The sequence below is a fragment of the Streptomyces sp. NPDC005574 genome, assembly GCF_040605435.1.
Taxonomy (GTDB): Bacteria; Actinomycetota; Actinomycetes; order Streptomycetales; family Streptomycetaceae; genus Streptomyces.
This window is the reverse complement of record NZ_JBEXCW010000016.1, coordinates 43506-56868: the sequence shown is the minus strand read 5'-3', so window position 1 is coordinate 56868 and position 13363 is coordinate 43506. Positions and strand designations below refer to the sequence as shown.

General features: G+C 72.3%; 12 protein-coding genes. 2 read left to right on the top strand and 10 right to left on the bottom strand.

The window, feature by feature from the left end:
• Positions 1 to 43: 43 nt before the first annotated feature.
• On the top strand, positions 44 to 1195 hold the full coding sequence (locus tag ABZT03_RS13865; protein ID WP_356038109.1) for an acyl-CoA dehydrogenase family protein: 1152 nt from the start codon (positions 44 to 46) through the stop codon (positions 1193 to 1195).
• A complete protein-coding gene (locus ABZT03_RS13860) occupies positions 1192 to 2214 on the top strand; it encodes a TIGR03617 family F420-dependent LLM class oxidoreductase (protein WP_356038106.1) in 1023 nt (340 codons plus the stop codon). The genes ABZT03_RS13865 and ABZT03_RS13860 overlap by 4 nt, the downstream gene beginning before the upstream one ends.
• A gap of 38 nt (positions 2215 to 2252) precedes the next feature.
• Here ABZT03_RS13860 and ABZT03_RS13855 read toward each other — a convergent pair whose 3' ends face one another.
• The 10 genes from ABZT03_RS13855 to ABZT03_RS13810 form a co-directional block, all read right to left on the bottom strand.
• Complete coding sequence (locus ABZT03_RS13855) at positions 2253 to 3035, bottom strand: FCD domain-containing protein (protein WP_356038103.1); 783 nt, start codon at positions 3033 to 3035, stop codon at positions 2253 to 2255.
• A gap of 89 nt (positions 3036 to 3124) precedes the next feature.
• On the bottom strand, positions 3125 to 3721 hold the full coding sequence (locus ABZT03_RS13850; protein WP_356038100.1) for an ATP/GTP-binding protein: 597 nt from the start codon (positions 3719 to 3721) through the stop codon (positions 3125 to 3127).
• Complete coding sequence (locus tag ABZT03_RS13845) at positions 3702 to 4070, bottom strand: DUF742 domain-containing protein (RefSeq protein ID WP_356038288.1); 369 nt, start codon at positions 4068 to 4070, stop codon at positions 3702 to 3704. The genes ABZT03_RS13850 and ABZT03_RS13845 overlap by 20 nt, the downstream gene beginning before the upstream one ends.
• A 17-nt stretch (positions 4071 to 4087) precedes the next feature.
• Positions 4088 to 4522 carry a roadblock/LC7 domain-containing protein gene (locus ABZT03_RS13840; protein WP_356038097.1) on the bottom strand — a complete coding sequence of 145 codons (435 nt, stop codon included), beginning with the start codon at positions 4520 to 4522 and terminating at the stop codon, positions 4088 to 4090.
• A gap of 2 nt (positions 4523 to 4524) precedes the next feature.
• On the bottom strand, positions 4525 to 7137 hold the full coding sequence (locus ABZT03_RS13835; RefSeq protein WP_356038095.1) for a nitrate- and nitrite sensing domain-containing protein: 2613 nt from the start codon (positions 7135 to 7137) through the stop codon (positions 4525 to 4527).
• Between the two features lie 148 nt (positions 7138 to 7285).
• Positions 7286 to 7684, bottom strand: a complete 399-nt coding sequence (locus ABZT03_RS13830; protein ID WP_356038092.1) for an OB-fold domain-containing protein — start codon at positions 7682 to 7684, stop codon at positions 7286 to 7288.
• On the bottom strand, positions 7681 to 8835 hold the full coding sequence (locus tag ABZT03_RS13825; RefSeq protein WP_356038089.1) for a thiolase family protein: 1155 nt from the start codon (positions 8833 to 8835) through the stop codon (positions 7681 to 7683). The genes ABZT03_RS13830 and ABZT03_RS13825 overlap by 4 nt, the downstream gene beginning before the upstream one ends.
• An 11-nt stretch (positions 8836 to 8846) precedes the next feature.
• Entirely contained in the window at positions 8847 to 10460 is a 1614-nt protein-coding gene (locus tag ABZT03_RS13820; RefSeq protein WP_356038086.1) for an AMP-binding protein, read from the bottom strand.
• A gap of 149 nt (positions 10461 to 10609) precedes the next feature.
• Positions 10610 to 12100, bottom strand: a complete 1491-nt coding sequence (locus ABZT03_RS13815; RefSeq protein ID WP_356038083.1) for an aldehyde dehydrogenase family protein — start codon at positions 12098 to 12100, stop codon at positions 10610 to 10612.
• Positions 12101 to 12207: 107 nt separating this feature from the next.
• Positions 12208 to 13350, bottom strand: a complete 1143-nt coding sequence (locus ABZT03_RS13810) for an acyl-CoA dehydrogenase family protein (protein WP_356038080.1) — start codon at positions 13348 to 13350, stop codon at positions 12208 to 12210.
• Positions 13351 to 13363 lie beyond the last annotated feature (13 nt).

Genomic DNA, 13363 nt, shown 5'->3' with positions numbered 1-13363 from the left:
GGCAGGCCGAGCAGAAGCCGAGCAGGAAGAGGAGGACCGAGGTATGGACTTCGCGTTCAGCGACGAGCAGGAGGAACTGCGGCGCACGGTCCGGGCGTTCCTCGCCGACACCTCGCCCGAGACCGAGGTGCGGCGGCTGATGGAGACCCCGGAGGGCTTCGACCGGACGCTGTGGCGCCGGATGGGAACCGAGCTCGGCCTCCAGGGCCTGGCCGTCCCCGAGGAGTACGGCGGCGCCGGCTGCGGGCCGGTCGAGACGGGCGTGGTCATGGAGGAGGCGGGCCGGGCGCTGCTGTGCGCCCCCTTCCTCGCCTCGGCGGTCCTGGCGACCACCACCCTGCTGCGCTCGGCCGACGAGGACGCCCGCAAACGGCTGCTCCCGGCGCTGGCCGCGGGTGAAAGGGTGGCGACCCTCGCCCTCACCGAGGACTCCGCCCGCTGGGACCGGCAGGGCGTCACGCTCACCGCCCGCCCCGCGGACGGGGACTGGCTGCTGGAGGGGCACAAGACCTTCGTCCTCGACGGAGCCGCCGCCGACGTCGTCCTCACCGTGGCCCGCACCGGCGACGGGGGCATCGGCGTGTTCCTGGTCGAGGGCGACGCGCCGGGGCTCACCCGCCGGCCGCTGCCCACGCTGGACCCGACCCGGCGCCAGGCACGGCTGGAGTACGCGGCCGTACCGGCACTGCGGCTGCGCACGCACGGCGAGGGCGACGGCTGGGACCTGGTCGCGCAGGTGCTCGACCGGGCCGCGGTGGCGCTGGCCGCCGAGCAGGTCGGGGTGGCCGCACGCGCCCTGGACAGCGCGGTCGAGTACGCCAAGGTGCGGCGGCAGTTCGGCCGGCCCATCGGCTCCTTCCAGGCGATCAAGCACCTGCTGGCCGACGTCCTGCTCGAAGTGGAGTCGGCCCGCGCCGCCGCCCACTACGCGCTGCTCGCGGCCGGGAACGAGGACCCGGAGCTGCCCGCCGTGGCGAGCCTCGCCACGGCGTTCTGCTCCGACGCCTGCCTCCGGGCGACGGAGGAGAACATCCAGGTGCACGGCGGCATCGGCTTCACCTGGGAACACCCGGCCCACCTGTACCTCAAGCGGGCCAGAACGTCACAGCTGCTGTTCGGCGACCCCGCGTACCACCGGGAACGGCTCGCCCGGCACATCGGACTGGACACGGACACGGTCGAGGGAGTGGCATGAAGGTCGACGGCAAACTGAACGTCTGGGGCACCGCCGAGGTGGTCGAGGAGGCCAGGCACCACGAGAAGGCCGGCTACGACGGCCTGTGGGCCTCGGAGTCCAAGCACGACCCCTTCCTGCCGCTGCTGCTGGCCGCCGAGCACACCGACCGGCTGGAGGTGGGCACGGCCATCGCGGTCGCCTTCGCCCGCTCCCCCATGCAGCTCGCGTACACCGCGCACGACCTGCAGAGCTACTCCGGCGGACGGTTCTCGCTCGGCCTCGGCAGCCAGATCAAACCGCACATCGAGCGCCGCTTCGCGATGCCGTGGAGCCGGCCGGCGGCCCGCATGCGGGAGTACGTCGGCGCGCTGCACGCCATCTGGGACGCCTGGAACGAGGGCGCGAGGCTCGACTTCCGGGGCGACTTCTACACGCACACCCTGATGTCCCCCTTCTTCTCGCCCCCGCCCGCGCCGGGCGGGGCGCCGAAGGTGTTCGTGGCCGCCGTCGGGGAGGCGATGACCAGGGTGGCGGGCGAGGTGGCGGACGGGCTGCTCGCGCACGGCTTCACCACCGAGCGGTATCTGCGGGAGGTGACCCTGCCGACCCTGGAGGCGGGCCTCGCGGCCTCGGGCCGCACGCGCGGCGACTTCTCCGTGTCGCACCTGCTGCTGACCGCGACCGGCCGCACCGAGGAGGAACTGGCCCGCGCGATCGAGGGCACCCGCCGCCAGATCGCCTTCTACGGCAGCACCCCCGCCTACCGCGGGGTGCTGGAACTGCACGGCTGGGGCGAACTGGGCGACGAGCTCAACGCGTTGTCGAAGTCCGCGCGCGAGGACAAGTGGGAGGCGATGGGGCGGCTCGTCGACGACGAGGTCCTGCACGCCTTCGCGGTCGTCGCCGAGCCGCAGCGGGTGGCCGCCGAGATCCGCGCCCGCTACGGGGCGCTGGTGGACCGGGTGTCCTTCTACACCGCGTACGAGATCGACGCCGAGGTGTGGGAGCCCATCGTGCGGGAGCTGCGCGACAGTTGAGCGGCGGGGTGTGACCCCCGGCCCACGGGGGCAGGGGGTCAGCCGAGCAGGTCCAGGACGGTGGTCATGGACCTGTTCTGCAGCAGGTAGTCCTCGGCCTCCTGGAGGTGGACGCGCCACAGTTCCTCGGCGTCCTGGGCCCGGCGGGCGGCGACCAGCTCGACGAGGGCCACATGGGCGCGGAAGCCCCGGCGGTTGGCCCGGAGGTTCTCGGGGCTGCCGGCGTCGAGGTCGACATGGGACCAGTTCGCCTGGTCGATGATGTGCCGGACCATGCCGTTGAGGACGTTCAGCGTCTGGTTGGCGGCCAGTTCGACGACCAGGGCGTGGAACTCCATGTGGGCCCGGATGAACGCCGACGGGTCGTCCATCAGCCCCTCCGCCTCGGCGACGGCGGCCCGCAGCCGCCGCAGGTCCTCCTCGGTGCGCCGCTCGGCCAGCAGTCCGGCGCAGGGCGCCTCGATCACCGTACGGGCGTCGTAGACGTCCTTCAGGGTCGTACCCCGGTACTCCAGGACGACCCCGGCGTAGCGGGCGGCCACCGTGCCCTCCGGGACCTGCACCCGCGCCCCGCCCCGGGCACCCCGGCGCACGTTGATCAGCGACTCCGACTCCAGTACCCGGAACGCCTCGCGCAGGGTCGGCCGGGACACGGCGAACTCCTCCATGAGGGCCGTCTCGGAGGGCAGCGCGTCGCCCTCGGCGAGTTCGCCGCGCACGATCATCCGGCGCAGCCGTGCCGCGACCAGCTCCGCCATCTTGGGCACCCGCACCTGGACGCCGCCGATCCGGCCACCGCCCTGTCCACCCGTCGCAGTCATCGCGGGGCCCACCTCCGTCCGGCCCGCGGGCGGGGCACGCGGCCCGTCCGTCGAGTGGACACCACTCTACAACTAGATAACTCTTTCAACTAGGTCAGCGAGTTCGTCGTGATGAGGTGTTCGGCCAGCGTCAGCAGCAGGTCGCGGCCGACCGACCGCTGCCGCATGTCTCCCATCAGCAGCGGCACTTCGGGGTCGAGGTCGAGCGCCTCGCGCACCTCCCGCTCGTCGCGGTCCCGGTGGCCGTGGAAGCAGTTGACCCCGACGACGAACGGGATACGGCGGCTCTCGAAGAAGTCGATGGACGCGAAGCTGGTCTCCAGGCGCCGGGTGTCGGCGAGGACGACCGCACCGAGGGCGCCCTGTACGAGGTCGTTCCACATGAACCAGAAGCGTTCCTGGCCCGGCGTGCCGAACAGGTAGACCACCAGCTGCGGGCCGACCATGATCCGGCCGAAGTCCATGGCCACCGTGGTGGTGGACTTCCGCTCGATGCCGTCGACGTCGTCGATGCCGACGCTTGCCACGGTCAGGTACTCCTCGGTGCGCAGCGGCGGCACCTCGCTCACCGCCCCGACCAGGGTCGTCTTGCCCACACCGAAGCCGCCGGCCACGAGGATCTTGACGGCCGCGGGGGCCGTGCCGGCGGGGGTGCGCTCGATGAGGTCAGAGTCTGCGAAGTCCATCCCGCACCGCCCGAAGTAGGTTCATGTCCCAGTTGCTTCCTGCCGCCACGGCGAGCGGCGGACGGGTGGTCGCCCTGCCCATGGCGACCAGGTCGTCGATCAGGATCTTCGTCACCGACACCGGCAGGTCCAGTTCGGCGGCGATCTCGGCCACCGCCGCGGGCGCCCGGCACTGCCGCAGGATCGAGCGGTGCTCGGGCTGGAGACCGCGGGAGCCCGCCCGGGTGGGCTCGGGCTCGACGGTGGACACCAGCGTGATCAGGGTGAGGTCGTCGCGGGCCGGCGCGGTCCGGCCCTGCGTGATCGTGTAGGGCCGTACGGACAGTGCTTCCGCGTCACCGGGTTCCATGCCGTCCGTCCAGTGACTCACTCACGCACACCGCCCTCGCCGGCGGGTGTCACGACGCGCGCTTCGCTGCCGAGGCGCTGCCCCACCTGCTGCATCAGCGTGTGCATGGCCACCGCCATCAGTTCGGCGTCGACCTCCTGGGACGCCACGACGGCCAGATGCGTGCCCCGGCCGGCCGCGGAGATGAACAGCCACAGCTCGGCCAGCTCCACGATCACCTGGTGCACCGGGCCGCCGCCGAACAGCGTCCCGACCCCTCGGGCCAGGCTCTGCTGGCCGGTGGCCACGGCGGCCAGCCGCTCGGCGTCGCCGCGGGCGATGGTGCCGGACTGGCTCACCACCAGACCGTCGTCGGACAGCACGATGGCGTGCCGGGTGCCCGGCACCTGCTCGACCAGGCCGTCCAGCAGCCAGTCGAGATCCTGATGAGTGGCGGTCGTTCGCAGTGTCATGGTCAGTCTTCCGTCGGGAACCGTCTGCGGGTCGGCAGGCCCTCCGCGGGACCGCGGTCTGCCGTGGGTGTCGTACGCCGCGCCATCCGGGACTGGCGCTGGAAGGCGCCGACCGTGGCGCCGGAGCGGACCGGGGCGGCCCGTGGCACGGCCGGCTCGCCGTCACCGCGCGCCCCGGTGCCCGCGTCGGGGTCCCGCAGTTCGTCGACCAGGCTGGCCTGGCGCACCCGTTTGGGCAGCGGCCGCACCACCCCGGGTCCGGCGTCGCCGGGCGCGCCGGCGTGCGCCTGCCCGGGCAGCCCCGGCACCCCGTGCGGGTGCGGCGGACCGGTCCGGGCGCCGGGCCACGGATTCGCCCCGGTCGACGGGCCCGCCACCGGCACTCCGTACCCGGGCCCCGTCGCCGGTCCCCCGGACGTGCGGTGTTCGGCCGCGTGACCGGTGGCGCGCCCGTTTCCGTGTCCGGGCGCGGGGCCGGGCGCGGGGGCGGTGCCGTCTCCGTGTCCGGGCGCGGGGCCGGTGCCGTGTCCGACCGCCGGTCCGGGGCCGTGGACGGGGAGGGTCATGAGCCGTGCGTCCGGGCCGGGCCGTGGGGACGGTACGGCGTGTTCCGGCGACGGCGGCCAGGAGGCGACGGCCTCGGCCGGCCCGTTCGCGGCCTGCTCGGCGATGTCGACGACCAGTTCGTCGGGGATCAGGACGACCACCCGGGTGCCGCCGAACGCGGAGGGCCGCAGCTCCACGTGGATACCCAGGCCCTGGGCCAGCCGCGCGACCACGTACAGCCCGAGCCGGACGTCTTCGGCCCGGGACATGACGTCCATCCGCGGCGGTTCGGCCATCAGCCGGTTGATCGACTCGTACTGCTCGGCGGGCATGCCCACACCGCGGTCCTCGATCTCCACCGCGAGCCCGCGCCCCACGCGGGCGGCGTACACCTCCACCGGGGTGGGTGGCCTGGAGAACCCGACCGCGTTCTCCATGAGTTCGGCCAGCACGTGGATCACCAGTCCCACCGCCCGCTCCGACAGCCACACCCGGCTCTCCACCTCGATCTGGACGCGCCGGTAGTCCTGCACCTCGCTCTGGGCGGAGCGCAGCACGTCCAGCAGCAGCACCGGCTTGCGCCAGCGTCGCTGCGGCTGGCCGCCGCCGAGGATCACCAGGTTCTCCTCGTAGCGGCGCAGACGGGCGGTGAGGTGGTCGAGGTCGAACAGTCCCTCCAGGACCTCGGGGTCCTCGTGCCTGCGTTCGAGTTCGCTGAGCTTCTTCATCTGGAGGCCGATGAGCAGCTGGGTGCGCCGGGCGATGCGCTGGAGCAGTTTCTCGAAGCCGTGGAACTGGCCCACCTGGGCCACCGTGGTGTCCAGGACGGTGTGGCGGGCGAGGTTGAGTGCCTGGCCCAGCTGGCCGAGTTCGTCGCCGCCGTGATGGATGACGGGGAGTTCGGCGTCCGGGTCGACGCTCTCCCCCGCGCGCATGCGCCGCACCACGTCCGGCAGCCGGGTCGTCAGGTCCAGGGCGGCGGCGCGCAGGGCGGAGATCCGGCGGCGCAGCAGGCGGGTGAACAGCACGGTGACCACGGCCACCAGGATCACGGCGACGGCGCTCAGCACGCTGGTGACGACGAGCCGGGTCCGGGTCGCGTCCAGCTTGTCGTCGGTCGCCGCCGTCAGGGTCCTGGCGTAGGCGGTGTTGCGCTCCTGGAGTCCGGCGGTGACCTGGCGGACGCTGCCGCGCCAGTCGCGGCCGAGGGCGGCGGGGAAGGCGTCGGTGTCGGAACCGCTCGCGGAGCCGGCGAGGACGGCCTCCTCGACCTCCGTCTTCTTCTGCCATGCGCCGCCGGTCATGAGCTCGCGGAAGAGTTTCGCCTGGTCGGCGGGGAGCAGCGGGACGACCTTGCTGTCGTAGACGAACTGCTGGGAGCCGATCCAGCCGGCCAGTCGCCCGCGGTCGGTGCCCGAGAGGCGGCCGGTCACGGAGGCGCGGGTGAAGAGCGCGTCCTCGCGCGAGATCATCTCCAGGCCCCAGTCCTCGTCGATGGCCGGCCGGGCGAGGTGGTCGATGCCTGCCAGGCCCACGTTGCTCAGCGTGTTGAAGACCTCCAGGTGCCGGTCGACGAGGGCGGTGTAGCGGTCGAACGTCTGCTGCTGCGAGGCGGTGCGTTCGTCGACGCCGGCGCGGTAGTCGGCCAGCCTGCGCAGGTCCTGCCCCAGGTCGGCCACCCCCTCGCGGATGTCGCCCGGTGCCTTCCACCCGCCGGCGGGCAGTTCCTCGACGGCCTTGACGACGGCGTCGGTCCGGACGCGCTGCTCGCGCAGCTGTTTCTGGTAGGCGGCGGGATCGGCCAGGGCCGCACCGCTGAGCCGGCGTTCCTCCTGGAGGCTGAAGAAGGCTCCGAGGACCGGGCGGGCGGCCTGCGTCGACACGTCGTTGCGGTCCTGTTGCCGCCGCCAGTCCGTGTAGAGCTGCGCCGAGCCGGTCGCCCACAGCGCCACCAGCGTCACGATGGGCACCAGGGCGAGGACGAGCAGGACCGTCCGCAGCGACAGCTGCCGTCCGGAGTCCCGGTCCCGCTGGTCCTGTCTCTTCGACGCACGCGCATGCACTGCCACTTGGGGTCCCCAGCGATGGTCTGAAGGGGCGGGCCGTCTCGACGGGCCCGCGCGATGGCGCAGATGCTATCGCGGGAAACCGCTAACTAAATACACTGAACGCAATCAGCGTTTAAAATGTGACGAAGTACCAAGGCGGGCAAGCGGGTCAGCTCTCCGGCACGAAGTACGGCAGCGTGATCCGGTCGGTGAGGGCCCGGAAGTCGACACGCACCCGCATGCCGATGACGACGTCGTCCGGGTCGCCGGCGTCGACGTGGGACAGCAGGGTGCCCCCGTCGTCCAGGTCGACGACGGCGAGCGCGAAGGGCGCCTCGAACCCCGGTCCGGGTGCCCGGTGCACCACGGTCACCGTGTAGACGGTGCCCCGTCCGCTGCTCGGCGCGTACCGCCAGTCGCGCGCCATGCAGCCGGGGCAGGCGGGCTCGGGGACGAAGAACCGCAGGTCGCAGGAGACGCACTCCGGGACGACCAGGTCGCCGCGGCGGGCGGCGGCCCAGAACGGCTCCGACAGGACGGTGGGCCGCGGGACGGGCCTGGCGCTCATCGCATCCTCCCCAGCACGCTCATCTCGTAGTGCTGAGCGCCGGATCCGGCGTTGCCCACCACCGCGAGCTCGGCGCCCGCCACCTGGTGCACGGCGCTGCCGCGCAACTGCCGTACCGCTTCCACGACTTTGAGGGTCATCTGCTGGGTCCCGTTCCACGCGTAGGCCAGACAGCCGCCGTCCGGGTTGACCGGATGCTTGCCGTCCACGGCGATGGCGCCGTCGGCGGCCAGTGGCCCGCCCTCGCCCTCGCCGCACAGTCCGAGGATCTCCAACTGGCGTATGATCTCGAAGGAGTTGGGGTCGTAGAGGGAGAAGACGTCCACGTCCTGCGGGTCGATCCCGGCCATCGCGTAGGCGCGGTGGGCCGCTGCCCGGCCCAGGCCGCCGACCTCCCGGTGCAGTGCCGGGTTGGCGTAGGCGGCCTGGTGGTACTCCATCGCGCCGCCGAGCACGGCGACGGGTGTGCCGGGCAGGTCGCGGGCCCGTTCGGCGGTGGTCACCACGAGCGCCGCCCCGCCCTCGCCGACGATGCAGCAGTCCAGCAGGTGGAAGGGTGTGGCCACCATGCGGGAGGCGAGCACGTCGTCGGCGGTGTAGGGCCCCCGGCCGTACATCATGGCCTCGGGGTTGGTGGTGCCGTTGTTGCGGATCGTGGCGGCGACCTCGGCGAGCTGGCGGGAGGTGGTCCCGTACTCGTGCATGTGCCGGGCGGCGACCAGCGCGAACTGGGCAACGACATAGCTGCCCCACACGTCGGCGAACTCCAGCGGCACCCCGGCCCCGACCGGACCCGTCCCGCGCGAGACCAGTTTGCAGCCGCCGACCACGACGGTGTCGGCGAATCCGGCCCGGACGGCCGCCGCCGCCTTCAGCAGACCCCGGGAGCCCGCGTTGTCGAGCATCGAGTCGCTGGTCCAGCGCAGGTCGCGGCCGAGCATCCGGGCCCACGAACTGCCCTCGCCGGGCACACCGCCCGGCCCGGGCCAGTCGACCTGGGCGCCGTCGACGTCCGAGGGGGCGAGCCCGGCGTCCTCGATCGCGCCCCGCACCGCTTCGAGCGCGAGGTCCATGGCGTCGCGGTCGGGAAGGCTCAGCGCCTGTTCGGTGGCGTGCACCCCGACGACGACCGGCTGACGGGGGTCTTCCATCTCCCGCCCCCTCAGCGTCCGGCGCCGAGGGTGGCGCCGCCCGGATACCCGCCGCCGCCGAACCGCTCGTCGAGCGCCTCGTAGTCCTTGGCGAAGTCCTTGGTGCGCGGCAGCGCCTCGACGAACTCCACCGTCTTCGGCTTCTTGTACGAGGCGATCCGCGCCCGGCAGTGCTCGATGACGTCCTCGGCGGTGAGCGGGCCCGCTCCCGGGCCGAGCACCACGACGGCCTTGACGTCCTGCGCCCAGCGTTCGTTGGGCACGCCGATCACCGCGGCCTCCCTGACGTCCGGATGGGACTCGATGCAGTTCTCCACCTCGGCGGGGAAGATGTTCTCGGCCGCCGACTTGAGCATGCGGGTGGTCGTGCCGAGGAAGCTGATCGTGCCGTCGCTCTCGCGGCGGCCGAGGTCGGTGGTGTGCCACCAGCCGAAGCGGAAGCGCTCCGCGTTGATCTCCGGACGGTTCCAGTAGCCGAGGTGCACCAGGTCGCCGCGGACGCAGATCTCACCGGCCACCCCGGTCGCGCACTCGTCGCCGGCGTCGTCCAGGACGCGGACGGCGGCGAAGGGGCCCGGCCGGCCCGCGTTGCCGGTGCCGGTGCCGCCGTAGGCACCCGTCACGGCGAACCCGGTGACCTCGGTCTGTCCGTAACCGCGGCCCTCGCCGCCGCCGTTGAGGGTGAAGCGGCTCCGGTCGGTGGGCACGGTGCCCTGCCACAGGGGCGCGGCCACGCTCGCCCGCAGATGCGACAGGTCGTGGCCCGCCTCACGGTTGAGGGCGACCAGTTGCGCGATGGTCGGAGGCATCAGGTAGGCGTGGGTGCACTGTTCCGCCGCGAGCAGCGGCAGCAGTTCCTCGGCGACGACCCGGCGGACGACGACGTTCTTCCCGCCGTGCACGAAGGCCGGGACGCCCCAGAACTGGTAGTTGCCGATGTGGAACATCGGTCCGGCGCCGAGGAAGGCGGTCTCCCGGCCGATGTCGCCCATCCAGGCGGCGCCCGCCCCCATGGCGAGCAGGTTGCGGTGCGAGAGCATCGAGCCGGACTGCCGGCCGGAGATCGCCGCGGTGTAGATGACCAGCAGCGCGGAGTCGGGGTCGACGTCGGCGGCCGGGTCCTCGGGCGAACCGGAGGCGAGGAAGGACTCGTAGGTGTCCGGCCCCTCGGACTCCTCGCTCCCGGTGTCGTGCCGCAGCCACAACGCCCGGTGGTCGTCGCCGAGTTCGGCGCGTGCCTTGCGGACCGTGTCGCCGATCTCCTCGTCCTGCCAGATCACCACCCGGGGGTCGAAGTCCTCTACGGCGAACGCCATTTCGGGGGCGGCCCAGCGCCAGTAGCCCGGGCAGACCATGGCCCCGACCTTGGCGGCGGCGCCGAGCAGCTCCCAGATGCGGAAGGAGTTCTGCCCCAGCCACAGGATGCGGTCGCCGGCGCCGACGCCCGCGTCCGCCAGGGCGTTGGCCAGCCGGTTGGTGCGCTCGTCCAGCTGCGGCCAGGTCGTCCTGACCTCGCCGTCGACCAGGGCGACACCGTCGGGGAAGGAACGCCGGTGCTCACGGATGAGGTCGCCGAACGTCAGCCGGCGGGCGCGGGGGTCCGGTCCCCCGGGAGAACTCAGCATGCTGTCTGCTCCAAAAAGGCTCGGAAGGCCGCGAAGGCCGCGAAGGCTGTGACGACTACGAGGGCCGCGAAGGCTGTGAGGACTGGGAAGGCCGCGAGGACTGCGAGGCCGTGCAAGCGGTGCGGGCTGCCGCGCGGGTTGGGGCGCGTTCAGACCCGGCCGATGCCGACGCCCTTGACGTTGATGAACTCCTCCAGACCCGCCCGGCCGCCCTCCCGGCCGAAGCCGCTGATGCCGACACCGCCGAAGGGTGTGGCCGGCGAGGTGATCGGGTTGGGGCCCGGGTTGACGTAGACGGTGCCCGCCCTCAGCCGCGGCACGAGGCGGTTGACGCGGGTGATGTCACGGGACTGGATGTAGGCGGACAGGCCGTACTCGGTGTCGTTTGCCAGGGCGACCGCCTCCTCCTCCGTGTCGAAGGGGGTGAGGGCCAGGACCGGGCCGAAGATCTCCCGCTGGGCGAGGTCGCTGCGGTTGTCGACGTCGGCGAAGACGGTCGGGGTCACGAAGTAGCCGTCGGCGTCGATGCGTTCACCGCCGTACACGAGCCGTCCCGATCCGTCGTGGATCGCCTTGTCCACCACGCCCCGCACCCGGTCGCGCGCGGCCGCGTCGACGAGCGGCCCGATGTACGTCGCCGGGTCGAGCGGGTCGCCGACGGGGAGATGGGCGACGACGCCGGTGACGCGGGCGACGACCTCCTCGTAGATCGACCGCTCGACCAGCAGCCGGGTCGGCAGTGCGCAGCCCTGGCCGGTGTTGCTCATGGCGAAGGCCGCGCAGTACGGGACGACGGTGTCGAGGTCGGTGTCGGCGAAGAGCAGGTTGGCGGACTTGCCGCCCAGCTCGAACACCACGGGCTTGAGGCTGAGCGCCGCGTCCGCCATGATGCGGCGCGCGGTCGCGGGGCCGCCGGTGAAGGAGATCTTGTCGACGCCGGGGTGCTTCACCAGGGCCGCACCGGCGTCGCCGAGCCCGGTGACGACGTTGACGACGCCCTCGGGGATGCCCGCCTCCAGGGCCAGGTCGGCGAAGAGCAGGGCGGAGAACGGGGTGGACTCGGCCGGCTTGATGACCACGGTGTTGCCGGCCGCGAGCGACGGCGGGACCTTCATCGCCAGGGACAGCGCGGGCGAGTTCCAGGTGATGATGTGGCCGATGACGCCGTACGGCTCGGCGATGGTGTACTCGACGTTCTCGTGCGGGCTGTAGGCCGCGCCGACCATGCCCTCGATCTTGTCCGCCCAGCCGGCGTAGTACTCGGTCCACTCGGCGACGTGCGGTCCGACGTTGTCCGCCCAGCCGCCGACGCACACGCCGTTCTCCAGCGGGCAGATCGCGGCGAAGTCGTGGATGTGCTCGCGCAGCAGCTGGGCGAAGCGGGTGAGCAGGCGGCGGCGCTCAGCGGGGCGCATGGTGCCCCACACCTCGAACGCCTGCCGGGCCGCGGCCACCGCCCGGTCCACCTCCAGGGCGCCCGCGAGCGGGATGTGCGCCTGGACCAGGCCGGTCGCCGGGTTGCGGTGCTCGTGCACTCCGCCGCTGGCGTCGGTGACGTCCTTGCCCCCGATGACGAGCCGCGGTCGCGGCAGGTCGTGCTCGGCCCTGTCCTGGTGCAGCTTCACGTCGACCGTGACCACGGATGCCTCCTCGAGCCCGTCCCACCTATCTCGCTTAAATAGCTAACCTATTTATCCAGTCCAGTCAATGAGCGGGGAGCCGCCGGAGTCCCTCCGCAGCGCCCTTCTCACAGTCCGAGCGAGCGTCCGACGATCTCCTGCATGATCTCCGAGGTGCCGCCGAAGACCCGCTGCACCCGGCTGTCGCGCCAGATGCGGGCGATCTCGTACTCGTTGACGTAGCCGTAGCCGCCGAAGAGCTGCATACAGCGGTCGATGACCTCCCAGCCGGTCTCCGAGGTCCAGTACTTCGCGGCGGCGGCCTCCTCCGCGGTCAGCTCCCCCTCGCACAGCGCCACGATGCAGCCGTCGAGGTAGACCCGGGCGGCGTTGAGCTTGGCCCGGGCGTCGGCGAGCGCGAACCGGTTGGCCTGGAACTCGCCGATCGGCCGGCCGAAGGCGGTGCGGGACTTCGCGTAGTCCAGCGCGAGCTGGAAGGCGCGCTCGGCGGAGGCGAGCGAGGCGACGGCGATGGCGAGCCGCTCGGTCGGCAGGTTGCCCATCATGTGGTAGAAACCGCGCCCCTCCTGCCCGAGGAGGTTCTCGGCCGGGACCCGGACCTCGTGGAAGAAGAGTTCGGCGGTGTCCTGCGCCTTCATCCCGACCTTGTCGAGCTTGCGCCCCCGCTCGAAGCCCTCGGTGCCGCGTTCGACGACGATCAGGCTGATGCCCTTGTGGCCGGCCTCGGGGTCGGTCTTGCAGGCGACGATGACGAGGTCGGCGAGGATGCCGTTGGTGATGAAGGTCTTCGAACCGTCGACGACCCACTCGTCGCCGTCCCGGCGGGCGGTGGTGCGGATGCCCTTGAGGTCGGAGCCGGCGGCCGGTTCCGACAGCGCGAGGGCGCAGATCGTCTCGCCGCTGACCACCCCGGGCAGCCAGCGGGCCTTCTGCTCGGGGGTGGTCAGCTTCATGAGGTAGGGCGGGATGACGTCGTTCTGCAGCCCGAGGCCGATGCCGACCGTGCCGGTGGCGTGCATCTCCTCCGCCATGATGGCGTTGTAGCGGAAGTCCTGGATGCCCTGGCCGCCGTACTCCTCGGGGAACTGCCAGCCGATGAGTCCGGCCTTGCCCGCGGCCTCCCACGCGGCCCGGCTCACCTGGCCCTCGCGCTCCCACTGCTCGGCGTGCGGGGCGCATTCGCGCAGGTAGTAGGTGCGGGCGGTGTCCCGGAAGAGGTCGTGCTCCTCGGTGAAGATCGTACGGCGCATGCTCGTCCCCAGT